A 26,448-nucleotide genomic window follows, 5' to 3' on the forward strand; every position below is an offset into this window, starting at 1 on the left:
GTTGCTCGACGAAACGGGACGCAGAGACGCCGTTTCGTCGAGCTCGTCAGCGGTCCCCGCGGGGTGTGGGGTCAGTCGACCTTGTCCTTGGCGTCCTGAGCCGCGTCACCCACGCTGTCGGCCAGGTCGTGGGCGGCGTCGTCGGTCTCGTCCGCGGTGTCGCTGGCGACGTGCTTGCCCTTGGTGGTGACCTTGTCCTTGGCGTCGGACGTGGCCTCGGTGGCCTTGTCCTTGGCGTCGGACGCCTTGTCCTTCACGGTCTCGGCAGCGCTGCTGGCCTTGTCCTTGGCGGCATCCGCGAGGTTCGAGACCTTGGTGGCGGTGGACTCGCGACCGGTCGTCGGCGCGGTGTACGGGTCGTCGAGCGGGGTCGCCCACGGGTCCTCGCGCGGTGCCGACTTGCGGAACGCGGCGACACCGGCGGCCACGGCGGCGGCCAGGCCCAGCACCAGGAGGAACCGGCCCTTGCGACGGCGCGGCTTGGCGACGGCATCTCCCTTGAGCACCGAGTAGGCGTCGGAGGACCGGTCGGCGGTGTCGCTGGCAGCCGACTTGGCGGCAGCCGAGGCGGCGGCAACGGCCGCGATGGCCTCGGCGACCTTGGGGAGCAGCGAGTCGACGATGGTGTCGCGGGCGGTGTCCACCTTGGGCGCGAGACCCTCGACGGCACCCTGCAGCTTCGGGGCGGCGACCTCGATGCCGTGGTCGACGCGGGGCTTGGCCCAGTCGCGGGCAGCCTCGAGGCCGTGCTCGACGTGCGGCTTGCCCCAGTCCTTGGCCTGGACGGCGCGCTCCTTGGCGACCTCTGCGGCCGGGGCCACCCGGTCCTTGAGTGATGCGGCGTAGTCGGCCGCGCTCTGGGCGGAGCTGCTGACTGCCTCGGTGGCCTGCTCAGTCTTGGTCTTGGTGCGGAACACCGTGCCTCCTGTGACGTGGCTTATCTGGACTCCCTGACCTTGCTGACCGGTCCCTCGAAGGGCACCGGGCGAAGGCCGGACGGACGACTTCTCCCTCCCCATCCTGCCTTGTTTCCGCTGGTGAGCAAGCCCGTGGGGGTACTGGCAGCGATCTCGGGGGGCCCCGCATGGAAGGATGCGTGGCATGAACGTCACCCTCAAGACCAACCACGGCGACATCAACGTCACGCTGTTCCCCGACCACGCCCCGAAGACCGTCAAGAACTTCGTGGGACTGGCCAAGGGCGAGCAGGAGTACCGCGACGACGCCGGCCGCTCGAACCCCACGCCGTTCTTCGACGGCCTGGTGTTCCACCGCATCATCCCCGGCTTCATGATCCAGGGCGGGTGCCCGCTGGGGCAGGGCTTCGGCGGCCCCGGCTACACCTTCGACGACGAGATCAGCCCCGACAAGGACTTCACCAAGCCCTACATGCTCGCCATGGCCAACGCCGGCAAGCGGATGGGCAAGGGCACCAACGGGTCGCAGTTCTTCATCACCGTCGGCAACACGGCCTGGCTCCAGGGCAAGCACACGATCTTCGGTGAGGTGGCCGACGGTCCCAGCCGGGAGGTCGTGGACAAGATCGCCGCCGTCCCCACGGGTGCGAACGACAAGCCCGTCGAGGACGTTGTCATCGAGTCGGTCGTCGTCCACGACTGACGCCGACCGACCACCGGTTCGAGGTGTCCGGCCGGCCCGACCGAGGGCCCGGCCGGACACCTCGCGCCGATGGCCCGAACGACCCCCGGAGCGCGACGCATGAGTGAGCCCACGGCATACCCGCAGCAGCAGGTGACCCCGGTGTGCCCCCGGCACCCCGACCGCGTCTCCTACGTGCGCTGCCAGCGGTGCGGGCGCCCGGTCTGCCCGGAGTGCCAGCGCCCGGCCGCCGTCGGGGTGCAGTGCGTGGACTGCGTGAAGGCCCAGGCCAAGACCGTCCGCAGCACCCGCACGGTGTTCGGGGGCAACGTCACCGACACCCCGGTGGTGTCGTACGCGATCATCGCGATCTGCGTGCTCGTCTTCGTGCTGCAGACCGCCCGACCGGGGCTGAGCCGCGACATCTCGTTCGTGCCGTACCTCGGCGCCCACGAGCCGTGGCGGTTCCTCACGTCGGCGTTCGCGCACGCCACGATCACGCACATCCTGTTCAACATGCTCGCCCTGTGGATGGTGGGCGCGCAGTACCTCGAGCGGCTGCTCGGGGGTGCCCGGTATGCCGCGGTGTACCTCGTCAGCGCGCTCGGCGGCTCGTCCTGCTACCTGCTGCTGTCACCGGCGGTGGCGTTCGACCCGCAGCACCCGAGCTCGTGGTACATCGGCGCGGTCGGCGCCTCGGGGGCCGTCTTCGGCCTCTTCGGCGCGTTGCTCGTGCTCAACCGGCACCTCGGCCGCTCGTCGGCCGGCATGTACGCCACGATCGGCATCAACGCCGTGATCGGGTTCGTCGTGCCGGGCATCGCCTGGCAGGCCCACCTCGGTGGCCTGGTCACCGGGGCCGCCGTGGCCGGCGTGATCGCCGCGACCTCCGCCCAGGAGCGCCGCCGCTGGCAGTGGCCGGGCGTCGTGCTGGTGCTGATCGTCGTGATCGGCGTCGCGGTCGCGAAGTATGCCGTGTCACCCAGCGGCATCCTCGCCTAGCGGATTACACGCCTGTCATTTGTCCCCAGCTGTGGAGAACCCTGTGGACAAACCCCTGTGGAGAAGTCGGGGAGGTCTGGGGAAGTCAGCGCCAGCGCGTGGTCATCGCGAAGCCGGACAGCATCAGCCCGAAGCCGATCCCGAGGTTCCAGCGACCGAGCGACTCGATCGGGAAGCGCTGGCTGGTGATGTAGAAGACCACGATCCACAGGAGGCCGACGACCATGAGCGTCAGCATCACCGGCACGAACCAGGGCGGGTTGCCGACCTTGGCCTTCGCGGGCTTGCTCGGCGGGGTGTACGCGCGCTTGGCGCGACCCTTGGACTCAGGCACGGAAACACTCCTCGTAGCTCGGACGGCTGCATCGCCGCCGCGACGGTGTGGCATAGCGTAGTGCCATGGCGGACCAGCGGCTGACGTGGCTGACACGCCGCCCGACCGTGTGGTCGGCCGTGGTGCCCCTGGTCGCGCTGGGCGCCGGCGTGCTCTTCGCCCTGAGCGCCGCCACGGCCCGCGGGACCGACCTGCGGTCGTCCGCGGGAGACCTCCCCGGCCTGATCCGCCAGCAGACCCGCCAGAACGCCGTGCTCGCCTCGCGGGTCGCCTCGCTCCGCGCCGAGGTCGACCGGTTGTCGGCCCAGCAGGCGCCGGGTGACCTGCGCGTCACCCAGCTGACCCGGCTGGCCGACCAGCTCGCCCTGGCCGCGGGCACTCAGGCGGTGTCCGGACCGACCGTGCAGGTGACGCTCACCGACGCCCGCAACGTCCCCGACCAGCTCCCTGACGGCATCTCCGTCGACGACTACGTCGTGCACCAGCAGGACGTCCAGGCCGTCGTGAACGCCCTCTGGCAGGGCGGTGCCGAGGCGATGATGCTGATGGACCAACGGGTCATCTCGACCAGCGCGGTGCGCTGCGTCGGCAACACCCTGATCCTCCAGGGTCGGGTCTACTCGCCGCCCTACGTCATCACCGCGATCGGCAACCAGTCCGCCCTGCGCGCGTCACTGGATCGCAGCCCGTCGGTCGCCATCTACAAGCAGTGGGTCGCCGCGGTCGGGGTCGGCTACGACGTGAAGTCGCGGCGCGAGCAGACCTTCCCGGCTTACGCCGGCTCCATCAACCTCGAGAGGGCAAGGACCACCCGGTGAAGTTCGCACGCTGGACCCTGGGCATCCTCGGCGACCTGTTGGTCACGGCCGGGCTGGTGCTGTTGCTGTTCGTCGCGTGGCAGCTGTGGTTCACCGACGTCACGGCCAACCGCACCCAGGACGCCACGGTGTCACGCCTGACCCGTGACTTCGCGACGCCCTCGTCCACCGCCCCGGCCACGGAGACCCCGAAGGCGGTGCCGTTCGGGTCGGCGTTCGCGATCGTGCGCATCCCGCGGTTCGGGGCGAGCTACGCCCGGCCGGTGCTCGAGGGCACGAGCCGCGACATCCTCCAGGAGGGCATCGGCCACTACAAGGGCAGCGTGCTGCCCGGGGCGGTCGGCAACTTCGCCGTCGCGGGGCACCGCACCACCTACGGTCGGCCGTTCCACGACATCGACACCCTGCGCACCGGTGACCTGATCGTGGTCGAGACCAGGACGGCATACAGCGTGTATGCCGTGAAGCGGCACGAGATCGTGGCGCCCACCGACGTGCAGGTGGTCGCCCCGGTGCCCGACCACCCCGGCGTGCAGCCCACCGAGCGGTGGATGACGATGACGGCGTGCCACCCGAAGTACAGCGCGGCCAAGCGCTACGTGGTGTTCGCCCAGCTCGTGCAGACCTACCCGCATGCCGAGGGCCTGCCGGCCGGCACCCTGACCGTCCCGAAGAGTTCTTCCAAGAAGGCGGCCTGAGCGATGATCTACTCCGCGATCTGGCGAGCGCTGCCCGGTCCCCTCGTCGTGCGGGTCGTCCTCGCGGTGGTCCTGGTGCTGCTCGTGGTCGCGTTCTGCTTCCTGTGGCTGTTTCCGCGCATCGCGCCGCTGATGCCGTTCAACGACAACACCGTCGACCCCAGCGCCGGGGTCGTCGCCCACGTCCGGGAGGCCTGATGACGCGCATCCTCGTCGTCGACAACTACGACAGCTTCGTCTTCACCATCGTGGGCTACCTCCAGCAGCTCGGCGCCGAGTGCGAGGTGGTGCGCAACGACGCGGTCGGCCCGGCCGACGGTGCCGACTTCGACGGTGTGCTCGTCTCGCCCGGGCCCGGCACCCCCGAGGAGGCCGGGGTCTCGATGGCGATGATCGAGGCCTGCGCTGAGCGGTCCCAGCCGATGCTGGGCGTCTGCCTCGGTCACCAGGCGCTCGGGGTCGTGGTCGGCGCCACGGTCGGCCGGGCCCCCGAGCTGCTCCACGGCAAGACGTCACGCGTGCTCCACGACGACACGGGAGTGCTGGCCGGCCTACCTTCGCCGTTCACCGCGACGCGCTACCACTCGCTGACGATCGACCCCGCGACCGTGCCCGACACGCTGGTCGCCAACGGCCACACCGAGTCGGGCATCATCATGGCCGTGCGGCACCGCGACCTGCCGCTGCACGGGGTGCAGTTCCACCCCGAGAGCGTGCTCACCGAGGGTGGCCACCGCATCCTGGCCAACTGGCTGGTCGGCTGCGGTCTGGACGACGCGGTCGCCCGCTCCGCCGGCCTCAGCCCCCTCGTGCACGACGCCGAGGGCGTGGCGCGCGCGGTCGCGGCCGGCTAGGTCGAGCCCCGCGGGCACCCTCCCGAGATCCCAGCTCTCGGCCCGACATGGGGTGCGCAGGCCCGAGAGTTGGGATCTCGGCGGAGCGTCCCTCGCGGCCGTCCAGCCCCGTGCCGCTGCGCGCCCGGTTACGGCGCGGTGGTGGTCGTCGTCGGCGGAGTGGTCGGCCCGGTCGTCGTCGTGGGCGGCGGGGTGGTCGGGGTCTGGGTCGGCGGGGGCGGCTGGGCGATGGTGAGCGTGATCGTCGACCCGTCCTCGACCTTGGTGTTGGCCTTGATGCTCTGCTTGAGCACGGAGTTCTCGGCCTCGGTGCTGTCGACGTAGGTGGTCTTCACGCTCAGCCCGAGGTTCCCGAGGATGTCGGCGGCCTCGTTGCGGGTCTTGCCGACGACGTCAGGCACCGTGACCTTCCCCGAGGACACGTTGAGGTTGATCGCGGAGCCCACCGCGACCGACTCACCGGCTGCCGGCGAGGTGGTGAACACCTTGCCCTTGTCGAGCCCGGTGTCGTCGACCTGCTTGACCGTGCCGACCTTGAGGTCGAGGGCCGCGAGCCGAGCGGTGGCCTCGTCCTGGGTGAAGCCCTTGAGGTCGGGGAGCTCCACGGTGTCGGGTCCGGCGGACACGCTGATGCCCACCTTGCTGCCGCTGGCGACCAGCTCGCTCGCGCCGGGGTTCTGGTCGACCACCAACCCGACCTCCTTGGCGCTGGCGACCTGGGTCACCTCGGGCACCAGCCCGACGCCCCTGATCCTGGCCTCGGCCACGGCCTGGGGCAGGTCGATGAGGGTCGGCACGGCGACCTTCGGCGCATCGGTCGGGGGGCGGTCGAGCAGGGCCTTGCCCGCGACGCCCAGCAGCGCCAGCGCGCCGACCACCGCGAGCACGAGCAGGAAGTACGCCAGCCCGCGCCGCTTGCGTGGCTCGTCGTCGGGGTCGTGGCCGATCGCCGGCAACGTGGCGGTGTTGGAACCCACCGGGTCCAGCGCGGCATACCCGCTCGCGGTGGCGAGCACGGTGGTCGCCGCGGCCGGTGCGACAGCGGCCAGGGCGACGGTCGGCTCGGCTGCGCTCCCGGCGGTGCCGCGGGCTGCGTCGCTGATCGGGCGCCCGAGCCGCGCGGCCTGCAGGTCGGCGCGGAACGCCGTCGCGTCCTGGTAGCGCGCCTCGCGGTCCTTGGCGAGGGAGTGCAGGACGACGGCGTCGAGGGCGGGGTCGACGGCAGGGTTGAGGGTGGAGGGCCGCGGCGGGGGTTGCCCGACGTGCTGGTAGGCGATGGCGACCGGCGAGTCGGCCTGGAACGGCGGGCGCCCGGTGAGCAGCTCGAAGAGGAGGCAGCCGGTGGAGTAGAGGTCGGAGCGGGCATCGACGTGGTGGCCCTGGGCCTGCTCGGGCGAGAGGTACTGCGCCGTGCCGATGACCGCCTGCGTCTGCGTCATGGTGGCATTGGCGTCGGCGACCGCCCGGGCGATGCCGAAGTCCATCACCTTGATCTGGCCCTGGGGGCCGATCATCACGTTGGCCGGCTTGATGTCGCGGTGCACGATCCCCATGCGGTGGCTGTAGGCCAGCGCATCGAGCACACCCTCGGTGATCCGGGCGGCCTCCGCGGGGTCGAGGGGGGAGCTCGCGTTGAGGAGCTCACGCAGGGTCCGCCCTTCGACGAACTCCATGACGATGTAGGGCACCGGGACCGAGGCGCCCCCGGCCTCGAGGGTGTGGTCCTCGCCCGAGTCGTAGACCGCGACGATCGAGGCGTGGTTCAGACCGGCGGCGGACTGCGCCTCGCGGCGGAACCGGTTGAGGAACTGGGTGTCGCGGGCCAGGTCGGACCGCAGCATCTTGATCGCCACGGGACGCGACAGCCGGGTGTCATGACCGAGGTGGACCTCGGCCATCCCGCCTCGGCCGAGGAGCTCCCCGACCTCGTAGCGTCCCCCGAGCAGACGTGGTGCGGTCACTTCTTCCTTCCCCCCTTGCCCTTGCCTGGCCCCTTGCCGGGGCCGGGGGTGGGCGAGGCCTTGACTGCGGTGGTGGTGCGCGACGCCGTCGGCCTGGTGGTCGTGCTGGCCACCGGCGTCGTGGGTGGTGTGGTCGTGGTCGTGGTCGCGGAGGCGCTCGGCTGCGGGGTGCCGACCGGCGTGCTGGCGTTCCCTCGTCCCCCGATGGCGAGCGCTGCCACCACGACGACGAGGACGACCGCCGCCGCGAGCGCAGGGAGCAGCCACGCAGGACGGCGGGTGTCGTGCTCGGGGACGTCGGTGTGGGTCTCGACCGCCGCGGACGTGGGGAGCACCGAGGTGGGCAGGGGCTCGTCGGGGCCGAGGTCGAGCGGGGCGCCCGCGATGGCCGGGGTGACCGCGGCGGCCGCGCCGGCAGCCAGGTGCTCGGGCACCTGTCCCGGCGGCAGCCGCAGGGCCTGCGCGAACTCGGCGGCGCTCTGGGGACGCTGAGCAGGGTCCTTGGCCAGCGCCGCCATCACCGTCGTGCGCAGGGGCTCGTCGACGTCGTCGGAGAGCTGGGGCGCGGGCTGGCTCACGTGGGCGAGGGCGGTGGCGACCATCGAGTCGCCCGAGAACGGCCGCTGGCCGGTGATCATCTCGTAGCCGACCACCGCGAGGGCGTAGACGTCGCTGAGGGGTCCGGCCTGGGCTCCCTTCGCCTGCTCGGGCGCGAGGTAGTGGGGAGTACCCAGCACCTCACCGGTCTGCGTCAGGGAGGCCTCTCCCAGCGCACGGGCGATGCCGAAGTCGGTGAGCTTGGCGTACCCCTGCGGGTCCACGACGATGTTGGCGGGCTTGACGTCGCGGTGGACCACGCCGGCGTCGTGGGCGGCCTGGAGGGCCAGCGCCGTCTGGTAGAGGATCTCGGTGACCTCGGCCTGGGGCATCGGCGCCCGCTCGGAGATGATCGTCGACAGCGGCTCGCCCGGCATCAGCTCCATGACCAGGAAGGCCTGGTCGTCGTGCTCCCCGAAGTCGTGGACGGTGCCCACGTTGGGGTGGCTGAGCTGGCTGCTGAGCCGGGCCTCGGAGCGGAACCGCTCGACGAACCCCTCGTCCTGGGCGCTGTCGGGCAGGAGGACCTTGACGGCGACATCGCGATCGAGGGTCTCGTCATGGGCGCGCCACACCTCGCCCATGCCGCCGGAGGCGATGCGCTCGACCAACCGGTAGCGGTCAGCGATGAGGTCGTCGGGTGCGTAGGTCATTGGCCCAGCACCGCTTCCATGACGGCCTTGGCGATCGGCGCGGCGACCCGGCCGCCGGCGGCCTCGTTGCCGGCGTTCCCGCCGTCCTCGACCACGACCGCGACGGCGATCTTCGGGTCGTTCGACGGGGCAAAGCCGGTGAACCACGCGTGGGGCGGCTTGCCCTTGGCGTGCTGGGCGGTGCCGGTCTTGCCGGCGACGTCGATCCCGCTGATCTGGGCGGCCTGGCCGGTGCCGCTCTTCACCACGGCCTCCATCATCCGGGTCAGGGCGGCGGCGGTGTCGGCCGAGACGGCCTGCGACAGCTGCTCCGGCTGGGGCTCGTCGATGACCTCGAGGTCCGACGAGGTCACCTTCTTGACCAGGTGCGGGCGCATGACCACGCCGTTGTTGGCGATCGCGGCCGAGATCATCGCGACCTGCAGCGGGGTGACCCGCACGTCGTACTGGCCGATCGCGGACTGGGCGAGCTGGGCCGGGCCGAGCTCGGCCGGCACCGAGCTGGGGGTGACCGACATGGGCACCTGCAGGCGGTCGCCCATCCCGAACTTGGCCGCCTGCGCGCGGAAGTTGTCGGCCCCGACCTGCATGCCCAGCCACCCGAAGGCGGTGTTGCAGGAGATCTCGAGGGCGTGGGTCAGGGTGGTCTTGTTGTTCGCGCCGCAGGAGCCCTTGAAGTCGTTGGGCAGGTCGTTGTCGGTCTGGGGCAGGTCGAGCACCGCGGGACCGGGGATCACGCTCTCCTCGGTGTACTTCCCGGACTCGAGCGCGGCAGCGGCGGTGACGACCTTGAACGTGGAGCCCGGCGGGTAGAGGTTGCCGGCGATGGCACGGTCGACCATCGGCTGGGTCGGGTCGGCGTTGAGCTGCTTCCAGGCCGCGATGACCTTGTCGGTGTCGTGGCTGCTCAGCGTGGCGGGGTCGTATGCCGGGTGGCTGACGAGCGCGAGGATCTCGCCCGTGGTGGGGTCGAGCGCGACCACCGCGCCGCGCTGGTTGCCCAGCGCCTTGTCGGCGGCGGCCTGGGCCTTCGCGTTGATGGTGAGCTCGACACTCGCGCCGGTCTGCTCCTTGCCGGTGAGGATGTCACTCACCCTGCGGTAGAAGAGCTTGTCGGACGACCCGGACAGCAGGTCGTTCTCGGCTCCCTCGATGCCGCCGCCCGCGCCGTAGGTGAACGAGTAGAAGCCGGTGACGTGGGAGTACAGGCCGCCGCCGGGGTAGGTGCGCAGCCACTTCAGCTCGTCGTTCGTGGCCGTGGACTTCGCGATCGGCTTGCCCCCCACGAGGATCTGGCCGCGCTCGCGGGCGTAGTTGGCCAGCAGGGTGCGGCGGTTCTCGGGACGGTCCTGGAGCGACTTGGCCTGCACGAACTGGATGTAGGTCGTGGAGATGAGCAGGGTCGTGAAGAGCATCGCGACGATGGTGGACAGGCGGCGGATCGGGGAGTTCACCGGATCGCCACCACTTCGGTCTTGGCCTCACCCGACGGGCTGGGTCCGGTCTGGACCTCCGCGACGGGTCGGCGGGCGACGTCGCTGATGCGCAGCAGCAGGGCGACGAGGGACCAGTTGGCGAGCAGGGAGGATCCTCCGTAGGACAGGAACGGCATGGTCAGACCGGTCAGCGGGATGACCCGCGTGACGCCGCCGACGACGACGAAGCACTGCAGGGCCATCGAGAAGGCCAGGCCGCTGGCCAGCAGCTTGCCGAAGCCGTCCCGCACCCCGAGGGCCGTGCGCAGGCCGCGCTCGACGAGGAGCACGTAGAGGACCAGCAGCGCGAACAGGCCGACCAGCCCGAGCTCCTCGCCGAAGCTCGGGAAGATGAAGTCGGACTCCGCGAAGTAGGTCAGGTCGGGACGCCCGCGACCCAGGCCGGTGCCGAGGAGGCCACCGGCCGCCATACCCATCAGGCCTTTGGCGACCTGGTCGGACTGGTCAGGCGCGAACGGGTCGAGCCACAGGTGCACGCGCGCCTGGACGTGGCCGAAGGCGAGGTAGGCGACGTAGGCGCCGGCGCAGAACAACGTCATGCCGATGGCGATCCACGAGGTGCGCTCGGTGGCGACGTAGAGCATGGAGACGAACAGGCCGAACAGCAGCAGGGAGGAGCCGAGGTCCTTCTCGAAGACCAGCACGAGGAGGCTGAGGACCCAGGCGACGATGATCGGTCCGAGGTCGCGTCCGCGGGGGAAGGTGAAGCCGAGGACCTTGCGGCCGGCCAGGGAGAGCGCGTCACGGGTCTGCACGAGGTAGCCGGCGAAGAAGACCGCGAGGACGATCTTGGCGACCTCGCCGGGCTGGAAGGTGAACGGGCCCAAGCCGATCCAGATGCGCGACCCGTTGACGGTGCGTCCGATGCCGGGCAGCAGCGGGAGGATGAGCAGGCCGAAACCAGCCACGGCTGCGGTGAAGGTGTAGCGCCGCAGCATCCGGTGGTCGCGCAGGAACCACAGGACCCCGGCGGCGATCGCCACGGCGAGTGCGCTCCAGGTCAGCTGGCGCAGGGCCAGGCCTTCGCTGATGTCGCGGCCCTCGGCGATGTCGAGGCGGTGGATCATCACGAGGCCGAGGCCGTTGAGCAGGGTGACGATGGGCAGCAGGAGGGGATCGGCGTAGGCCGCCTTCCAGCGCAGCAGCAGGTGGAAGGCGAGCGAGATGACGAGCAACCCGGCGCCGTGCGTGACGAGTCCCGGGGGGAACGCCCCGGAGACGGACAGCCCGACGTTGACGTAGGCCAGCACCACGATCGCGACGGCGAGCAGCAACAGCACCAGCTCGACGTTGCGGCGGGTGCGAGGGGCGACGCTGGAGACCGTCGTCATTGCGTGGTGGTGGACGACGGAGCCGGCGCCGTCGTGGTGGTGGTCGGGGTGGTGGACGTCGTGGTCGACGGGGTGGTGGAGCTGCCCGTGTCGTCACAGGTGGCGGGACTCGCGGAGCACCGCAACGCCTCGGTGCGCAGCTGGCTCACGAGCGCCTCGGCGTCCTTGCGGGTGTCGGTCGACACCCGGTCCTCGACCTTGGTGCGGTAGAAGTCCGGGAGGTCCGCGACGCGGATGTCCGACTCGGACGCGACGTGGGACAGGCTGATCGGCCCGACGTCCTGCGTCACGCCCTGGTAGATCGCGACGTTGCCGTTGTGCGCGCCGACGAAGTACTGGCGCTGCGACCAGGTGTAGGCGGCATACGAGCCACCACCGAGGACGATCAGGACGACGAGGAGGAGGGCGACGCGGCGCAGCCAGCGGCCGGCGCCCGAGGCCGGACCCTCCTCGGCCAGGGTGACGTCCTCGACATCGTCGTCTGCGTCGCCCGCGGCCTCGCGCGACAGGGCCGCCGCCTTGGCGGCCGGCGTCAGCGGGATCGGTCGGGTGCCCTTGGTGCGGGTGGCCGCGGCGCCGACGATCTGGGGCTGGGTGGGCGGAGCCGCGCCCTTGGTGAGGTCGACCACGTCCCCGATGACGATGGTGACGTTGTCGGGCGCACCGGCCTTGAGGGCGAGCTCGACCAGACGGTCGGCGGTCGTGCCGGGTGGCTGGCCGGCCAGGACGAGCTCGGCGATGGTGTCGCCGGCGACGTAGTCGGTGAGGCCGTCGGAGGCGATCAGGTAGCGGTCGCCGATGCGGGCCTCACGCACCGTGACGTCGGGTTCGTCGTCCTGCTGGCCGGTGAGGACCCGCGTCACCAGGGAGCGCTGGGGGTGGCCGATCGCCTCGTCCTCGGTGATCCGCCCCTCGTCGACGAGGCTCTGGACGAACGAGTGGTCCTTGGTGATCTGGGTCAGCTTGCCGTCCCGGGCGAGGAATGCACGGGAGTCGCCGATGTGGGCGAGGACCAGCTTGTTGTGCGATCGCAGGATGGCGATGAGCGTCGTGCCCATGCCCTGCAGCCGCGGCTCGGCCTTGGCCATGTCGGCGAGCTGGTCGTTGGCGGCCGAGATCCTCTGCAGGAGTGCGCTGCTGGCCTCGCTGCTGCCGAGGGCCTCCCCGTCGAGGTCGACCAGGGCACCGATCACGGTGGAGGACGCGATGTCACCGCCGGCGTGGCCGCCCATGCCGTCGGCCATGGCGAGCAGCCGGGGCCCGGCGTACCCGGAGTCCTGGTTCTCCGAACGGACCATGCCGACGTCGGAGCGTGCGGCGTAGTGGAAGGCGAAGGGCATCGTCGTCGCTGCCTTATCGCCGGAGCTCGATGACGGTCTTGCCGATCCGCAGCGTGCTGCCGGCCTCGACGCGCACCGGGCCGGTGAGGCGCTCGCTGCCGACGAAGGTGCCGTTGGTGGAGCCGAGGTCCTCGACGAACCAGGCGCCGTCGCGGTGGAAGATGCGCGCGTGCCGGCCACTGGCGAAGTCGTCGTCGAGGACCAGGGCGCACTCGGGGTTGCGACCGATGATCGTGCCGGCCTCGCGCAGGGGGAGGCTGGTGCCGGTGAGGGCGCCGCCGGTGACGACCAGCGTGCGGGGAGCGGTCGAGTGGGGTTGCCGCTTGGGGGGTTTGGGGGTCGCGGCGCCACGGCTCGCGGGCTGGCGGGTCGAGGGCGTCGGCTTGCGGGGCGTGCGGCTCACGACACGGGTGCCGTAGAGGTCGCCGCGGAGCACGCCGACGACGCTGAAGACGAAGATCCACAGGAGGACGAGGAGTCCGAGGCGGATGATCGTGAGGGTCAGTTCACTCATGCGTGGGGATCACCGCCGTCCGGCGCGGTAGATGACGGAGGTGCGCCCCACCGTGATCCGGTCCCCGTCGGACAGGCGCTGACTGGTGATGCGTTCGCTGTTGACGAACGTGCCGTTGGTCGACCCCATGTCGCGGATGCTCGCGACCAGGTGGGGGCCGTCGTTGGTCACCCGGATCTCGCTGTGCCGCCTGGAGATGCCCGGGTCGTCGAGGATGATGTCGGCGCTGTCGTCGCGGCCCAGCACCGTCATGGCGCCCATCAGCGGGTAGCGCTCGCCGTCGACGTCCAGCCACGGGCGGTCGGCCGGGTTGACCCTGCGCGGCTGGGCGGGCGGCGCGACCGGGGCCTGGCGCTGGGTCGCCTCGAGGCCGTCGTCGACCGGCTGCGGCCGGGGGGCGACCGGGGGTGCGGGGCTGGGGGCCGGCGCGGCGGCATACCCCTCCTCGCCCCGGGAGGGCGCCGTGCCGGGACGCCGCACGGTGGAGGTGCGCAGGCGGAAGACACCGGTCTCGAGGTCGTTCGCGCTGGCGAAGGTCACCTGCAGGGGGCCGCCCGGCTGGTAGCGCTGCGACTCGGCGTGCTCCTGGGCGGCCGCGATGAGCTCGACCTCGAGCTCCTCGTCGTAGCCGCCGAGGCGTTCGTAGTCGGTGTCGGAGAGCTCCACGGTGAACAGGTTGGGGACGATCGTGCGGCCCTGCCCCAGGACGGCGGCGCGGTCGTCCATGGCGCGGCGGATCGCGGAGGCGATCTCCACCGGCTGCACCTCGGACTTGAAGGCGCGCGCGAAGGCACCGTTGACGGCACGCTCGAGTCGCTGCTCAACGCGGTCGAACAGGCCCATCGGTGCCACCTCCTCACGTGTTGCCCGGTCCTTGTCTGGTCCACGATCGTAACGGGCTGATCTGGGCAGGTTCGTCATGCGCGCCGGGGAGAAGCCCGCAGCCGGAGGCTGGTCAGGCCGATTGCACCCCGGTTTGGTGAATTCGGGGGGTGTCCGCCACAATTGGCCGGTCCCACGCGCGAGTGGCGGAACGGCAGACGCGCTGCGTTCAGGTCGCAGTGTCCGAAAGGGCGTGGGGGTTCAAATCCCCCCTCGCGCACGTGAAATTGAAGGCCCCCGATCACAACGGTCGGGGGCCTTCACTCGTGAGGTGAGGGGGCCTTCAGTTTCACGTCTGGGAAGCACGGTGGGGTTTGGGAGGAGCGAGGTCGCTCGGCGACCGAGTGACGGCGTCCCCCCTCGCGCACGTGACCGGGGACCCTCGACGAGATCGTCGTCGAGGGGTCCTGCTGCTGGTCCGGCACACCTCGCCGATATCGTCGGCGCATGCAGTCCAGCAGCTTCACCCTGGCCACCCCCGACGGCACCCAGCTGCACGTGAACCGGTGGCTGCCCGACGGGCCACCGAAGGCCGTCGTCCAGATCGCCCACGGGATGGCGGAGCACAGCGACCGCTACGCCCGGTTCGCGGAGCGGCTCACCGCCGCTGGGTATGCCGTGTACGCCAGCGACCACCGCGGCCACGGGTCCACTGCCCGCTCGGCGCAGGACGCCGGGTACTTCTCCGACGACCACGGCTTCGACACGGTCGTCGACGACCTGCACCTGGTGGGCGACCACGCGCGGGAGGAGAATCCGGGCCTGCCCTTCTTCCTCTTCGGCCACAGCATGGGGTCGTTCCTCAGCCGGTCGTACGCCACCCGCTTCGGTGCGGACCTCGACGGGCTGGTGCTGTCCGGCACCGCGGGTGACCCGGGCGCGCTCGGCAAGGTCGGGCTCGCGCTGGCCACGGCCCAGGCGCGACTGCGCGGTCGGCGGCACGTCAGCGGCCTGATGGACCAGCTCACGTTCGGTCAGTACAACGCGGCGTTCAAGCCCAACCGCACGAAGTTCGACTGGCTCTCTCGTGACGAGGCCGAGGTCGACAAGTACGTCGCGGACCAGCGCTGCGGCAACGTCTTCACGAGCGGGTTCTTCGCCGACCTGCTCGGCGGGCTGGGCGCGATCAACTCCGACCAGGTCGTGGCGCAGGTGCCCAAGGACCTGCCGATCTTCGTCTTCTCGGGCGACCAGGACCCGGTGGGCGCCCAGGGCAAGGGCCCGACGGCTGTCGCCGACCAGCTCCGCCGCCTGGGTGTCGCTGACGTCACGCTCAAGCTCTGGCCGCAGGGCCGGCACGAGATGCTGAACGAGACCAACCGCGACGAGGTCATGGACTCTGTCGTGGAGTGGCTGGACGCCCACCTCCCCGCGCGGGGCTGAACCACGCGGCATACCCGAGGGTTTTCGGCCCATCGCCCAAAATTCTGGGGCTCGGCGCGGTGGTGGGTCCGGGGAATCGGGCGATGGGCCGAAAGTTGTTGCGCGGCGGATGTCGAGAACCGGCTGACGGCTCCGTCCTCGGGGTGATGGCGGCCAGAATGGCCGTCACGGACCGAGGAGGAACCATGGCGAAGTACCTGTTGCTCAAGCACTACCAGGGTGGACCCGAGCGCACGGCCGAGGGCTGCATCCCGATGGACCAGTGGACGCCCCAGGAGATCAACGACCACATCGCGTTCATGCAGCACGTGGCCGACACCTTCGCCGAGCGCGGGGAGTTCGTCAGTGCCGACGCGCTGTCGCCCGAGGGGACGTTCGTCCGGTTCGACGGCGAGGGCAGGCCGCCGGTGACGGACGGCCCGTTCGCCGAGACCAAGGACCTCATCGCCGGCTGGATGATCATCGACGTCGACTCGCAGGAGCGGGCCCACGAGGCCGCCGCCTTCCTGTCCTCGGCGCCGGGCCCCGGAGGGGTGCCGCTGCACGAGTGGATCGAGGTCCGGCCGTTCATGTCCGAGCTGCCCACCGTCACGGAGTGACCGGGTCCCGGCCGGCCGAGCTCGAGGACCTGCTCAAGCACCTCGGCCCCCAGGTGCTCGGCGTCCTCGTCCGCCGCGGAGACGACTTCGCAGCGGCCGAGGACGCCGTGCAGGAGGCCCTGGTCGAGGCGTTCCGGCGGTGGCCCGACGACGGTCTCCCCGACCAGCCCAAGGGGTGGCTGGTGACGGTCGCCTCGCGCAAGTACCTCGACATCGTGCGCTCCGAGGTCGCGCGCAGGCGCAGGGAGGAGCGCTTCCACGACGAGCCCGGGGCCGGCGCCACCGAGCAGGCCGACGACACCTTGCTCCTGCTCTTCCTCTCCTGCCACCCCGCGCTGTCCCCCTCATCCGCGGTCGCGCTGACGCTGCGGGCGGTGGGCGGCCTCACCACACGGCAGGTCGCGGAGGCGTACCTCGTGCCCGAGGCGACGATGGCCCAGCGGATCAGCCGGGCCAAGCGGGCGCTCTCGGGAGAGCGGCTCACCCAGCCCGGCGACCTGCGCACGGTCCTGCACGTGCTCTACCTGATCTTCAACGAGGGCTACGGCGGCGAGGTCGACCTGGCGGCCGAGGCGATCCGGCTGACCCGACAGCTCGCCGCCGCCAGCGACGAACCAGAGGTGCAGGGCCTGCTGGCATTGATGCTCCTGCACCACGCCCGCCGCGCCTCCCGCCGGACGGCCACCGGGGAGCTGGTGCCGCTGGCCGAGCAGGACCGCTCCTTGTGGGACACCGGGCTCATCGCCGAGGGCGTCGACCTCCTCCAGTTCGCGCTCGCCCGCGACCGGCTCGGCGAGTACCAGGCGCAGGCGGCCATCGCGGCGCTGCACGCCGACGCGCGGTCCGCCGAGGAGACCGACTGGACCCAGGTCCTCGAGTGGTACGACGAGCTCGCCCGCCTCACCGACAGCCCGGTGGTGGCCCTCAACCGTGCTGTCGCCGTCGGTGAGGTGGACGGACCGCTGGCCGGCCTGCGCGCCCTCGCGGCCGTGGACGCGAGCGTGCCCCGGCACACCGCCGTCGCGGCATACCTGCACGAACGTGCCGGCGACCTCGCCGAGGCGAGGGACCTGTATGCCGCGGCCGCCCGGGCGGCGACGAATGCTGCGGAACGCGACCACCTCACCCGGCAAGCCGCCCGCCTCCGCGGAGGAGGAGCAGCGACCGGCTGAGGCGCGGGCTGCCTCTCTGACAGACTCGGAACATGGACCACGGGGCAACACCCTCGACCTTCGCGTCGGCCTACCGACACGGCTTCGCCCGCGTCGCCGCCTGCACCTTCCCGGTCGCGGCCGCCGACCCCGCGCGCAACGCCGAGGCCATCGTCGAGCAGGTGCGGGGCCTGCACGACGACGGCGTGGCGGTCGCGCTGTTCCCCGAGCTGAGCCTGTCTGGCTACGCCATCGACGACCTGCTGCTCCAGGACGTGCTGCTCGACGAGGTCGAGCGCGCGGTCCTCACCCTGGCCGAGGCGACCATCGACCTGCTGCCGGTCGTCGTCGTGGGTGCGCCCCTCTTGAAGCACAACCGGCTCTACAACTGTGCCGTCGTGATCCACCGCGGCGAGGTGCTCGGCGTCGTGCCGAAGTCGAACCTGCCCAACTACCGCGAGTTCTACGAGAAGCGACACTTCGCGGCTGGCGACGACCAGTTCGGCGAGTACCTCGACCGACCGGGCTGGCCGGGCTCCGATGAGGACGGGGAGATTCCGTTCGGCGCCGACCTGATCTTCGACGCGACCGACGTCCCGGGTCTGGCCGTCCACGTCGAGATCTGCGAGGACATGTGGGTGCCGATCCCGCCGAGCGCCGCGGCTGCGCTCGCGGGCGCCACGATGCTGCTCAACCTCTCGGCGTCGCCCATCACCGTCGGTCGGGCCGAGGACCGCCACCTGCTCGCCCGCTCCGCGAGCTCACGGTGCAACGCCGCCTACCTGTATGCCGCCGCGTCGGCCGGGGAGTCGACCACCGACCTGTCGTGGGACGGCATGACCATGGTCTACGAGATGGGTGACCTGCTCGGCGAGAGCGAGCGGTTCCCCGACGGCCCGCGCGCCACCGTCGTGGACGTCGACCTCGACCGGCTGCGCCAGGAACGGATGCGGCAGGGGTCCTTCGACGACAACCGAAAGACCGAGGGCGTCAACGACGGCCAGGTGTTCCGACGCATCGAGCTCACCCTCGAGCCGCCGACCGGCGACCTCGGGCTGCGCCGCAAGGTCGACCGGTTCCCGTTCGTGCCCGACGACGAGGCCCGGCTCGCGCTCGACTGCTACGAGGCCTACAACATCCAGGTCTCCGGGCTCGAGCAGCGGCTGCGCGCGATCGCGACCGACCGCTGGCAGCCGACGATCGTCATCGGCGTGAGCGGCGGCCTCGACTCGACCCACGCGCTGATCGTCGCGGCCAAGGCGATGGACCGGCTCGGCCGTCCCCGCACCGACATCATCGGCTTCACCATGCCGGGGTTCGCCACGACGGAGGGCACCAAGAGCAACGCCGTGCACCTGATGGAGTCGCTCGGGATCACGTGGGAGGAGCTCGACATCCGGCCTGCCGCCACCCAGATGCTCAAGGACCTCGGGCACCCGTTCGGTCGCGGCGAGGAGGTCTACGACGTCACCTTCGAAAACGTCCAGGCCGGGCTGCGCACCGACTACCTCTTCCGCGCCGCCAACCAGCGCGGTGGCATCGTCCTCGGCACCGGCGACCTCTCGGAGCTCGCGCTCGGCTGGTGCACCTACGGCGTGGGCGACCAGATGTCGCACTACGGCGTCAACAGCGGCGTGCCGAAGACGTTGATGCAGCACCTGATCCGCTGGGTCGTCAGCAGTGGCCAGTTCGACGACACCAGCGGCGGCGACGTCAACGAGACCCTCACCGAGATCCTCGACCAGGAGATCAGCCCCGAGCTGGTGCCGGCCAAGGCGGGCGAGAAGCTCCAGTCCACCGAGGACTCCGTCGGCCCCTACGCGCTGCAGGACTTCACGCTCTACCACGTGCTGCGGCGCGGCTACCGACCCAGCAAGATCGCCTTCCTCGCGCACCACGCGTGGTCCGACGTGGAGGCGGGCGACTGGCCGGCGGGCTACCCCGAGAGCCGGCGCGCGGCATACGACCTCGCGACCATCCGGCACTGGATGGAGGTCTTCGTGCAGCGCTTCTTCGGCAACCAGTTCAAGCGCTCCGCGCTGCCCAACGGCCCGAAAGTCGTTGCGGGAGGGTCGCTCTCGCCTCGCGGCGACTGGCGTATGCCGTCTGACGTCACCGGCCGCGCGTGGCTCGAGGAGCTGCGCGCCAACGTTCCCGAGGGCTGACGCGGTCTAGCACTCCTGCATGAATGCGGTGTCGTCGGCTGGTGCGACAGTGGAGGGGTGGCAGTCACGGTCGAGGACGTGCGCCGGATCGCGGCGCCGCTGCCGCGCGCCTACGAGGTGCTGGTCCGCGACCGGGTGAAGTGGCGGGTCGGCAGCATCGTCTGGCTGGCGTTCTCCCGTGACGAGACCGAGATGGGCTTCGCGTTTCCTCGGGAGGAGCGGGCCGCGCTGGTGGAGTCGGAGCCCGACGTGTTCTTCCTGCCGAGCCAGGTCGACCTGCGCTATCAGTGGGTCGAGGCCTGGACCGACGCCCTCGACCTCGACCGACTGCCCGAGCTGGTGCTCGACGCCTGGGCGATGGTGGTGCCGAAGTCGGTCTCGGCGCCCTGGTTCGCCGGACTGACGACGGGAGCGAGGAAGGAACAGGGAGCGAGGAAGGAAATCAGAGCCGACCGCTGACGATCCACTCGCAGGCCTGGTGGAAGGCGTCCCACGGGTCCGTGCCGAGGGTGGTGCTGAAGGAGTCGTGCTGCCGCGACTGGGGATCGTGGAACTGGCCGGACCACATCTCGCCGCGGCCGCTGGCGGTCAGCGAGGCGCGCCGCAGGAGGGTGCAGGACGAGATCTCGACGGCCATGGCCCCGGAGGAGTGCAGGTGGCGCTTCACGGTGAACGCGTGGCCGAGCACGATGTCGGTGCAGCGGGCAGCCTCGGCGGCCCGGGAGCGGGCACGGTCGTAGCCGGCCTGGCTGGAGTTGCCCAGTGACAGCGCGAGCGCCGAGCGGGCCGGGGAGAGGCTGGCGACGGTCCGGGCCCGCTCTGCGTCCTCGCGGGCCGCCTCCCGCTCCATCCAGGCGCGGGTCACGTCGGCGGCGAGCAGGTCGCGGGCGCTCGGCGAGGCGTTCGCGACATACCACGCGTTGTCGTAGAGCCGTTCGATGACCGTCATGGCGGACCCCCTTGCACGAGCCAGATGGTTGGTCCGGGAGGGGGCTGCGGTCGTCCTCTCCCGGTAGTCACCAGCGTGGGGCCAGATGTCCTACGCCACATCAGGCAGTGGAGGGCAGACGTTCTCCACCACGTGCACGAGAAGAGCCTTGCGAATGCCGTGGTTTGGTTGCGGCAACCCTGCTCGACGCCCGTCGGCATGCCCCGATTCCTGGACGGAGGGACTACGCCGAACCATGGCGGGACCGGAGCCCGGGGCGGTAATGGGCACGCGGGCGGGGGTGGCGCCGGCTCGGGACGCGGCGCATAGTGGAAGTCGGGCTGGTGACGCGAGCAGCGCGTGGCCGCGAAGGCCCTTCGGGAGGTGCCATGAGCCGCACGACGACCCTGCCAGAGCTGGTGCCGGTGCTGTCCGCCGGACGGCACCGCAACCCCCGCAAGGGTGCCTGCTTCATGGAGATGGCCTCGTTCCTCGCCGGTGAGCGGTGGAGCGACCATCCCGCGTGCACCCACCCGCTGCTGGCATCACTGGCCAGGCTGGTGAACGACGCGCTGGGTGACGCGGACCGCGGGCGACTCGTCACGTTCATCCCCGATGTCGTGGGGCTGACCGGGTCCGACCTCGACCTCGACCTCGTGATCGCCACCCGGGCGGCCGCAGCGGCGCTGCCCGTGGCTCCGGCCACCCGCCAGAACGTGCTCGCCGTCGGGTTGCTGACGGCGCAGCGGCTGGCGTCGGGGCGCCCCGGCGTGCGCGACCTCGTCGACGACCTGTGTGTGTCCGCCTTCGCCGCAGCGCCGGAGGCCCGTGCCTGGGCCGTGCGGTACGCCCGCGATGCCGTGGTCAGTGAGCGCACCTACCGCCGGCAGACCGCTCCCCACACCGTCGCGTATGCCGTCGAGGGCATCTCGGTGGCCTGCGTCCCCGACGTGGCGGACCGCCTCGTCACCCTCCTCGGCCAGGTCGTGGCCGACGTCTCCGGCCGGGTCGACCGCCCGCAGCACGAGCCCACTCCGGACGTGTTGCCCTCGGGGTCGGTGACGACCGCGCACCACGCACTCTGAGACCGACCCCAAGTCGGCACCAAGTGGTGCCCAAGCGGGTGGCTGCACCGTGTTCCGCACACCAACTGACAGCGGAACAAGGAGTCACCCCGATGACCAGCACGACCAGCCAGACCACCCCCACCAGCCTCCGCGCCGAATCCCTGCGCGGACTCTGCGACGGTGCGGTCCACCTTCCCGGCGACCCCGGGTACGACGCGGCCCGCCTCCCCTGGAACGCCGCCCTCGACCAGCGCCCTGCCGCCGTGGCCCAGCCGCGGACCGTCGCGCAGGTGCAGCAGGTGGTCCGTGCCGCCGCCGCGGCCGACCTCCGCGTCGCGCCACAGAGCACCGGCCACAACGCCGGTCCCCTCGTCGCCCAGGGGCTCGACGACGTCGTCGTGCTCCGCACCTCGGCGATGACCGGGGTCACCATCGACCCGGTGCGCCGGATCGCCCGGGTCGAGGGCGGGGCGCTGTGGATGCACGCGACCGAGCCGGCCGGCGACCACGGCCTGGCCGCACTCCACGGCAGCTCCCCCGACGTCGGCATCGCCGGGTACTCCCTCGGCGGTGGCATCGGCTGGTACGCCCGACGGCTCGGCCTCGCCACCAACAGCCTCACGGCGGTCGAGCTCGTGACCGCAGACGGCGAGCACCTGCGCGCCGACGCCCACCGCAACGCCGAGCTCTTCTGGGCGCTGCGCGGTGGTGGGGGCAGCTTCGGTGTCGTCACGGCGCTCGAGTTCCGCCTCTACCCCATCGAGTCGGCCTACGCAGGCATGCTCATCTGGGACCGCGAGCTGGCCGAGCCGGTGCTGCGCCGCTGGGCGCAGTGGGCTCCCGGCGCACCGGACGACGTCACCACCTCCTTCCGGATCCTCAACCTGCCCCCGGTCCCGGACATCCCCGAGATGCTCCGTGGTCGCTCCGTCGTCGTGATCGACGGCGCGGTGCTGGGCTCGGACGAGGCAGGAGCGGCCGCCATCGCCGACCTGCGTGCCCTCTCGCCGGAGATCGACACGTTCGGGCGGGTGCCGGCGCGGTCGCTGGTGCGGCTGCACATGGACCCCGAAGGCCCCACGCCCGCCGTCTCCGACTCCGCGATGCTCGGAGGGCTGCCCGACGACGCGGTCGACGCGTTCCTGTCCGAGGTCGGCCCGGGCTCCACGTCGTCGTTGCTCCTGGCCGAGCTGCGGCAGCTCGGCGGCGCCCTGGGTCGCGACCACGACGGCGGCGGTGCGCTGAAGAAGCTCGACGCCGAGTTCCTCACCTTCGCCTGTGCGATGGCGCTGACGCCCGAGATGGCGGCCCAGGGTGAGCACGACGCGCACCGCCTCACCAAGGTGCTGGCGCCGTGGGCCAACGGTCGCAGCTACCTCAACTTCGCGGAGAACGCCGTCGACGCCCGCACCGGCTACGACGAGCGGACCTGGTTGCAGCTCAAGGGAATCCGGTCTGCGGTCGACCCGCAAGGCCTGTTCGTGGGCAACCACCGCATCCCGCGCCTGGTCGAGAACGGCCGGGTCACCGACTGACCAGGAGTCCCTCTGACCGGTATGCCGCGTGGTGACCCACGCGGCATACCGGTCTCTCGGGCGTGCTGCGCCCGCGTGGCCGAATCACCTGAAAGCACGAGGGTGAACCGCCTTCTCCCGCGTACTCTCGGGCGGGTGAGAGTGGGTGTCCTCGGTGCCGTGCAGGCGTCCCTGGGCGACGGTCCCGTCGACCTCGGCACGCGCAAGCAGCGTGCGCTGGTGGCTGCCCTCGCGATGAACCACGGGCGACCGGTCTCCGTGGACGCGCTGGTCGACATGCTGTGGCCCGACGGCGCGCCTCCAGGGGTGAACGGCACCCTGCAGGCGTATGTCGCGGGGTTGCGTCGTTCCCTCGAGCCGGGGCGGGCGGCCCGCGCGCCCTCCACCGTGCTGGTGACGGTCGCGCCGGGGTACGCCCTCCGCGTGGCCGACGACGCCCTCGACGCGGCGCGCTTCGACCGCGCGGTCAGCCGGGCGCACCGCCGGATCGGGCAGCTGGCCGGGCTCCACCAGCCGAGCGGTCTCTCCACCGAGGAGCTCTCGGCGGTGGTCGCCGAGCTGGACGAAGCCCTGGCGCTCTGGCGTGGCACCCCGTACCTCGAGCTGGACGACGCCCCATCGGCGGTCGCCGAGCGGGCCCGGCTGGAGGAGCTGCGCGTCGTCGCGCTGGAGGACCGCGCGGTGGCCTCCCTCGAGCTGGGGCAGCACGCGACGGTGGCCGGCGAGCTCGAGTCGCTCACCACGGCATACCCGCTGCGGGAACGGTTGTGGGGCCTGCGGGCCCTCGCCCTCACCCGTGCCGGCCGACAGGCCGAGGCGCTCGACGCGCTGCGTGAGGTGCGCGACGTCCTCGCCGACGAGCTCGGCCTCGAACCGGGCCAGGAGCTGCGCGACCTCCAGTCGGCCGTGCTGCGCCAGGACCCCACGCTCGAATGGCGGCCGGCGAGCGCACCCCCAGCTCCCCCACCCGGCGCTCCCCCGGAGCCGGACGGTGCGGAGCCGTTCCGCGCGACGACCACGGCCCGGATCCAGTCGTTCGTCCCGACCTTGCCGCCGTGGCCGCTCGTCGGCAGGGACGAGCAGCTGGCCGAGCTCGTGGGCGCCCTGGACCAGGCCGAGTCGGGGTCGGTCGCCCTGGCGGCGCTGGTCGGGGAGCCGGGCATCGGGAAGAGCCGGCTGGCCGGCGAGCTGGCCAAGGTGGCCGGTGAACGCGGTGCCACCGTGCTCCTGGGCAGGTGCTCGCAGGACGACGGCGCCCCGCCCCTGTGGCCCTGGCAACAGGTGTTGCGGGCGCTGGGTCGCGACCTGCCGGAGGAGACCGAGGGCGACGAGGACGGCGGTGGCCGGTTCCGGACCTGGGAGGCCATTGCCGGAGCGGTGGCCGAGGCGGCCTCGGAGCGCACCATCGTCGTGCTGCTCGACGACCTGCACTGGGCCGACGTCGCGTCGTTGCGGGTGCTGCGGCTGCTGGGCGAGACCGTCCAGCAGGGGCGGCTGCTCGTGCTCGGCACCTGGCGCAGCCACCCCGAGCCCACCGATGCGCTGCTCGACGCCGTGGAGACCTTTGCCCGCAGGCACGCCGTGCGCCTCGACCTGCAGGGCCTCAGCGCCCCTGACGCGTCGCGGGTCGTGGAGGCAGTCAGCGAGTCGACACCGTCCGACGGTGAGGCCGCGGCGCTGCGGGAGCGCACCGACGGCAACCCGTTCTTCCTCGTCGAGTACGCCCGGCTGGCCCGCGAGGGCGGCGACCTGTCGGGACTGGTCGCCGAGGCGCACCCGCCGGCGGCGGTCCACGACGTCCTCGCGCGGCGCCTCCAGCGCCTGCCCGAGGAGACGGTCTCGACGCTGCGGTGGGCCGCGCTGGTGGGGCGGCAGTTCGACCTCGCGACGCTGGCCGCCGTGTCACGTCTCGACGAGGACGACCTGCTCGACCACCTCGACCCTGCCCTCGAGGCCGGACTGGTGCGTGACGACGGCATCGACCGGTTCCTGTTCGGGCACGCGCTCGTGCGCGACACCATCTACGCGGCGATCCCGACGACCCGCCGGGCCCGGGCGCACGCACGCGTCGCGGAGGCCCTGTCGGGCACCGCGGGGCGCGAGAACGAGGTGGCCAGGCACTGGCTGGCGGCGGGTCCGGCCCACGCGGCGCGGGCGTGGCTGGCCTGTGTGCGGGCGGCCACCGTGGCCCGTCGGCTGCACGCCTACGAGGAGTCTGCCGACCTGCTCCGCTCGGCCCTCGACGCCCTGCCCGGTGACCCTGACGCCACCCTGGGCGAGCGCTACGACGTGCTGATGGACCTCGCGGATGCAMAGCGGTGGTCGGGTGACTGGGAAGGGCTGGTCAGCACCGCCGAGCAGGCCATCGCCGTGGCCGACGACATCGGTGACGTCGTGCTCCTCGGCCGGGCGGCCACCGCCACCTCCGTGGGCGCGCTGTGGCAGTCCGGTCCGCACGGGTCGGTCAACGAGGTGGTGGTCGGTGCCCTGCGCCGCGTCCTCGACGGGCTGCCGACCGAGGACAGCGCGCTGCGGTGCCGGGTGATGCTCGCGCTCGCGCTCGAGATCTACTACGGCTCCACGTTCGAGGAGCGCAGCGCCCTCGTGGAGGAGGGCATCGCGATGGCCCGGCGGATCGGCGACGAGGCGCTCCTGCTCGACGCCTGCCAGCTCGCCTACGTCGCCCTGTGGCGGCAGTCCACCGCGGAGCTGCGGCGTGACCTCGTCACCGAGGGGATGGAGCTGGCCCACCGCCTCGGCGACGAACGCGCCTACGTCGTGACCACGACGCTGCGGGCGGTCGTCGCCGGTGAGCTCGGCCTCGTCGAGGAGATGTGGGAGCACGCCGTCGTGGCGCGCGACTGGGCCCAGCGGTTGCGGCTGCCCTACGGCCTGATCGTCCTCGACAGCCTCGAGCTGCCGTGGCTGGCGATGGCCGGCCGGTTCGAGGACTGCGAGCGGCGGATGGCCGACATCGTGCGGCTCGACCAGGAGATGGCGCTGGGCCAGACGGAGGACGCCACGGCCGGGGCGCTGATGTCGCTGCGGCTGTGGCAGGGGCGATCGACCGAGGTGACGGCGATCCTGGAACAGTTCGCCGAGCAGAGCGTGCTGCCCGTGACGTCGACGATCATCGTGTTCTGGCTGCGGGCGGGCGAGGTCGACAAGGCCAGGGCGTATGCCGCGACGCACCCCGTGCGGGTCGACGACGACGACTGGTTCTCGATGCTCAACTGGTGTGCGGCAGCCGAGGCGGCGCTCGGGCTGGACGACCACGCGCTGGCCTCCGCGGCATACGACCGGCTGGCGCCGTTCGCCGGGCACTCGTGCACGGCGGGGTCCGGCAACGCGATGGGTCCGGCCGACGCGTTCCTCGCCCTGGCGGCGGTGGCGGTCGGCGAACGGGAGCTGGCCGGCACGCACGCCGACCGGGCGCTCGAGCTGTGCGAGCAGTGGCAGATCCCGCTGGCCGCGCAGTGGTTGCGCGACCAGCGGGACCGGTACTCCTTCTGACCCAAAACGGTGGTTGCTCGGCGAAACG

24 protein-coding genes and 1 tRNA gene are annotated in these 26,448 nt (G+C 71.7%); 15 read left to right on the forward strand and 10 right to left on the reverse strand.

The window, feature by feature from the left end; translation table 11 throughout:
- Nucleotides 1-71 precede the first annotated feature (71 nt).
- Nucleotides 72-917 (reverse strand): hypothetical protein, encoded by an 846-nt coding sequence (locus tag AC1DX8_RS08355; protein ID WP_477629451.1) that lies wholly within the window; start codon nucleotides 915-917, stop codon nucleotides 72-74.
- Nucleotides 918-1,101: 184 nt separating this feature from the next.
- Between AC1DX8_RS08355 and AC1DX8_RS08360 the strand changes: the two genes are divergently transcribed.
- Nucleotides 1,102-1,620 (forward strand): peptidylprolyl isomerase, encoded by a 519-nt coding sequence (locus AC1DX8_RS08360; RefSeq protein ID WP_477629452.1) that lies wholly within the window; start codon nucleotides 1,102-1,104, stop codon nucleotides 1,618-1,620.
- Between the two features lie 99 nt (nucleotides 1,621-1,719).
- Nucleotides 1,720-2,601 carry a rhomboid family intramembrane serine protease gene (locus AC1DX8_RS08365; protein WP_477629453.1) on the forward strand — a complete coding sequence of 294 codons (882 nt, stop codon included), beginning with the start codon at nucleotides 1,720-1,722 and terminating at the stop codon, nucleotides 2,599-2,601.
- Nucleotides 2,602-2,686: 85 nt separating this feature from the next.
- Here the strand turns inward: AC1DX8_RS08365 and AC1DX8_RS08370 are convergent, their stop codons facing one another.
- Nucleotides 2,687-2,935 carry a cell division protein CrgA gene (locus AC1DX8_RS08370; RefSeq protein WP_477629454.1) on the reverse strand — a complete coding sequence of 83 codons (249 nt, stop codon included), beginning with the start codon at nucleotides 2,933-2,935 and terminating at the stop codon, nucleotides 2,687-2,689.
- Nucleotides 2,936-3,000: 65 nt separating this feature from the next.
- Between AC1DX8_RS08370 and AC1DX8_RS08375 the strand changes: the two genes are divergently transcribed.
- From AC1DX8_RS08375 to AC1DX8_RS08390, 4 genes are read left to right on the forward strand one after another with little or no spacing between them, the layout of a single operon-like run.
- Entirely contained in the window at nucleotides 3,001-3,753 is a 753-nt protein-coding gene (locus AC1DX8_RS08375; protein WP_477629455.1) for a DUF881 domain-containing protein, read from the forward strand.
- Nucleotides 3,750-4,451 (forward strand): class E sortase, encoded by a 702-nt coding sequence (locus tag AC1DX8_RS08380; protein ID WP_477629456.1) that lies wholly within the window; start codon nucleotides 3,750-3,752, stop codon nucleotides 4,449-4,451. The genes AC1DX8_RS08375 and AC1DX8_RS08380 overlap by 4 nt, the downstream gene beginning before the upstream one ends.
- A 3-nt stretch (nucleotides 4,452-4,454) precedes the next feature.
- The gene (locus AC1DX8_RS08385; RefSeq protein WP_477629457.1) at nucleotides 4,455-4,649 is read left to right on the forward strand and encodes a hypothetical protein; all 195 of its coding nucleotides are present in this window, start codon (nucleotides 4,455-4,457) and stop codon (nucleotides 4,647-4,649) included.
- On the forward strand, nucleotides 4,649-5,305 hold the full coding sequence (locus AC1DX8_RS08390; RefSeq protein WP_477629458.1) for an aminodeoxychorismate/anthranilate synthase component II: 657 nt from the start codon (nucleotides 4,649-4,651) through the stop codon (nucleotides 5,303-5,305). The genes AC1DX8_RS08385 and AC1DX8_RS08390 overlap by 1 nt, the downstream gene beginning before the upstream one ends.
- A gap of 128 nt (nucleotides 5,306-5,433) precedes the next feature.
- Here the strand turns inward: AC1DX8_RS08390 and pknB are convergent, their stop codons facing one another.
- From pknB to AC1DX8_RS08425, 7 genes are read right to left on the reverse strand one after another with little or no spacing between them, the layout of a single operon-like run.
- Nucleotides 5,434-7,266 carry a Stk1 family PASTA domain-containing Ser/Thr kinase gene (gene pknB, locus AC1DX8_RS08395; protein ID WP_477629459.1) on the reverse strand — a complete coding sequence of 611 codons (1,833 nt, stop codon included), beginning with the start codon at nucleotides 7,264-7,266 and terminating at the stop codon, nucleotides 5,434-5,436.
- Nucleotides 7,263-8,516 (reverse strand): serine/threonine-protein kinase, encoded by a 1,254-nt coding sequence (locus tag AC1DX8_RS08400; RefSeq protein WP_477629460.1) that lies wholly within the window; start codon nucleotides 8,514-8,516, stop codon nucleotides 7,263-7,265. Before AC1DX8_RS08400 ends, pknB begins: the two co-directional genes overlap by 4 nt.
- Nucleotides 8,513-9,970: a peptidoglycan D,D-transpeptidase FtsI family protein gene (locus AC1DX8_RS08405; protein ID WP_477629461.1), complete on the reverse strand. Its 1,458-nt coding sequence runs from the start codon at nucleotides 9,968-9,970 to the stop codon at nucleotides 8,513-8,515. Before AC1DX8_RS08405 ends, AC1DX8_RS08400 begins: the two co-directional genes overlap by 4 nt.
- Nucleotides 9,967-11,343, reverse strand: coding sequence for an FtsW/RodA/SpoVE family cell cycle protein (locus tag AC1DX8_RS08410; RefSeq protein WP_477629462.1), 1,377 nt, complete (start codon nucleotides 11,341-11,343; stop codon nucleotides 9,967-9,969). The genes AC1DX8_RS08405 and AC1DX8_RS08410 overlap by 4 nt, the downstream gene beginning before the upstream one ends.
- Entirely contained in the window at nucleotides 11,340-12,683 is a 1,344-nt protein-coding gene (locus AC1DX8_RS08415) for a PP2C family protein-serine/threonine phosphatase (protein WP_477629463.1), read from the reverse strand. Before AC1DX8_RS08415 ends, AC1DX8_RS08410 begins: the two co-directional genes overlap by 4 nt.
- Nucleotides 12,684-12,696: 13 nt before the next feature.
- Nucleotides 12,697-13,197, reverse strand: coding sequence for an FHA domain-containing protein FhaB/FipA (locus AC1DX8_RS08420; RefSeq protein ID WP_477629464.1), 501 nt, complete (start codon nucleotides 13,195-13,197; stop codon nucleotides 12,697-12,699).
- Nucleotides 13,198-13,206: 9 nt separating this feature from the next.
- Nucleotides 13,207-14,040 (reverse strand): FhaA domain-containing protein, encoded by an 834-nt coding sequence (locus AC1DX8_RS08425; protein WP_477629465.1) that lies wholly within the window; start codon nucleotides 14,038-14,040, stop codon nucleotides 13,207-13,209.
- A 176-nt stretch (nucleotides 14,041-14,216) separates the two neighbouring features.
- Here AC1DX8_RS08425 and AC1DX8_RS08430 point away from each other — a divergent pair.
- From AC1DX8_RS08430 to AC1DX8_RS08455, 6 genes are all read left to right on the forward strand, one after another.
- A tRNA-Leu gene (locus AC1DX8_RS08430) sits at nucleotides 14,217-14,299 on the forward strand.
- 227 nt (nucleotides 14,300-14,526) lie between these two features.
- On the forward strand, nucleotides 14,527-15,462 hold the full coding sequence (locus AC1DX8_RS08435; protein WP_477629466.1) for a lysophospholipase: 936 nt from the start codon (nucleotides 14,527-14,529) through the stop codon (nucleotides 15,460-15,462).
- A gap of 185 nt (nucleotides 15,463-15,647) precedes the next feature.
- Nucleotides 15,648-16,061, forward strand: coding sequence for a YciI family protein (locus tag AC1DX8_RS08440; RefSeq protein ID WP_477629467.1), 414 nt, complete (start codon nucleotides 15,648-15,650; stop codon nucleotides 16,059-16,061).
- Nucleotides 16,058-17,233, forward strand: a complete 1,176-nt coding sequence (locus AC1DX8_RS08445) for an RNA polymerase sigma factor (RefSeq protein WP_477629468.1) — start codon at nucleotides 16,058-16,060, stop codon at nucleotides 17,231-17,233. Before AC1DX8_RS08440 ends, AC1DX8_RS08445 begins: the two co-directional genes overlap by 4 nt.
- A 32-nt stretch (nucleotides 17,234-17,265) precedes the next feature.
- On the forward strand, nucleotides 17,266-19,377 hold the full coding sequence (locus tag AC1DX8_RS08450) for an NAD(+) synthase (protein ID WP_477629469.1): 2,112 nt from the start codon (nucleotides 17,266-17,268) through the stop codon (nucleotides 19,375-19,377).
- Nucleotides 19,378-19,434: 57 nt separating this feature from the next.
- Nucleotides 19,435-19,836, forward strand: coding sequence for an MmcQ/YjbR family DNA-binding protein (locus AC1DX8_RS08455; RefSeq protein ID WP_477629470.1), 402 nt, complete (start codon nucleotides 19,435-19,437; stop codon nucleotides 19,834-19,836).
- Here the strand turns inward: AC1DX8_RS08455 and AC1DX8_RS08460 are convergent.
- A complete protein-coding gene (locus AC1DX8_RS08460) occupies nucleotides 19,820-20,326 on the reverse strand; it encodes a hypothetical protein (protein ID WP_477629471.1) in 507 nt (168 codons plus the stop codon). The two genes, AC1DX8_RS08455 and AC1DX8_RS08460, sit on opposite strands and share 17 nt — an antisense overlap.
- A gap of 368 nt (nucleotides 20,327-20,694) precedes the next feature.
- On the opposite strand from AC1DX8_RS08460, the gene AC1DX8_RS08465 reads away from it, so the two are divergent.
- From AC1DX8_RS08465 to AC1DX8_RS08475, 3 genes are all read left to right on the forward strand, one after another.
- A complete protein-coding gene (locus AC1DX8_RS08465; protein ID WP_477629472.1) occupies nucleotides 20,695-21,390 on the forward strand; it encodes a hypothetical protein in 696 nt (231 codons plus the stop codon).
- A 92-nt stretch (nucleotides 21,391-21,482) separates the two neighbouring features.
- The gene (locus AC1DX8_RS08470; protein ID WP_477629473.1) at nucleotides 21,483-22,907 is read left to right on the forward strand and encodes an FAD-binding oxidoreductase; all 1,425 of its coding nucleotides are present in this window, start codon (nucleotides 21,483-21,485) and stop codon (nucleotides 22,905-22,907) included.
- Between the two features lie 135 nt (nucleotides 22,908-23,042).
- Nucleotides 23,043-26,420: a BTAD domain-containing putative transcriptional regulator gene (locus AC1DX8_RS08475; protein ID WP_477629474.1), complete on the forward strand. Its 3,378-nt coding sequence runs from the start codon at nucleotides 23,043-23,045 to the stop codon at nucleotides 26,418-26,420.
- The last annotated feature ends 28 nt before the right edge of the window (nucleotides 26,421-26,448 follow it).

The organism is Pedococcus sp. P2_A3, from assembly GCF_056405035.1.

Bases quoted from the DNA above. Each gene is read 5' to 3' on its own strand.
- AC1DX8_RS08465 (WP_477629472.1), top strand. From the start codon at position 20,695: ATGAGCCGCACGACGACCCTGCCAGAGCTGGTGCCGGTGCTGTCCGCC.
- AC1DX8_RS08460 (WP_477629471.1), bottom strand. From the start codon at position 20,326: ATGACGGTCATCGAACGGCTCTACGACAACGCGTGGTATGTCGCGAAC.
- AC1DX8_RS08470 (WP_477629473.1), top strand. From the start codon at position 21,483: ATGACCAGCACGACCAGCCAGACCACCCCCACCAGCCTCCGCGCCGAA.
- AC1DX8_RS08375 (WP_477629455.1), top strand. From the start codon at position 3,001: ATGGCGGACCAGCGGCTGACGTGGCTGACACGCCGCCCGACCGTGTGG.
- AC1DX8_RS08410 (WP_477629462.1), bottom strand. From the start codon at position 11,343: ATGACGACGGTCTCCAGCGTCGCCCCTCGCACCCGCCGCAACGTCGAG.
- AC1DX8_RS08360 (WP_477629452.1), top strand. From the start codon at position 1,102: ATGAACGTCACCCTCAAGACCAACCACGGCGACATCAACGTCACGCTG.
- AC1DX8_RS08365 (WP_477629453.1), top strand. From the start codon at position 1,720: ATGAGTGAGCCCACGGCATACCCGCAGCAGCAGGTGACCCCGGTGTGC.
- AC1DX8_RS08435 (WP_477629466.1), top strand. From the start codon at position 14,527: ATGCAGTCCAGCAGCTTCACCCTGGCCACCCCCGACGGCACCCAGCTG.
- AC1DX8_RS08385 (WP_477629457.1), top strand. From the start codon at position 4,455: ATGATCTACTCCGCGATCTGGCGAGCGCTGCCCGGTCCCCTCGTCGTG.
- AC1DX8_RS08400 (WP_477629460.1), bottom strand. From the start codon at position 8,516: ATGACCTACGCACCCGACGACCTCATCGCTGACCGCTACCGGTTGGTC.
- AC1DX8_RS08390 (WP_477629458.1), top strand. From the start codon at position 4,649: ATGACGCGCATCCTCGTCGTCGACAACTACGACAGCTTCGTCTTCACC.
- AC1DX8_RS08440 (WP_477629467.1), top strand. From the start codon at position 15,648: ATGGCGAAGTACCTGTTGCTCAAGCACTACCAGGGTGGACCCGAGCGC.
- AC1DX8_RS08415 (WP_477629463.1), bottom strand. From the start codon at position 12,683: ATGCCCTTCGCCTTCCACTACGCCGCACGCTCCGACGTCGGCATGGTC.
- AC1DX8_RS08450 (WP_477629469.1), top strand. From the start codon at position 17,266: ATGGACCACGGGGCAACACCCTCGACCTTCGCGTCGGCCTACCGACAC.
- AC1DX8_RS08425 (WP_477629465.1), bottom strand. From the start codon at position 14,040: ATGGGCCTGTTCGACCGCGTTGAGCAGCGACTCGAGCGTGCCGTCAAC.
- AC1DX8_RS08420 (WP_477629464.1), bottom strand. From the start codon at position 13,197: ATGAGTGAACTGACCCTCACGATCATCCGCCTCGGACTCCTCGTCCTC.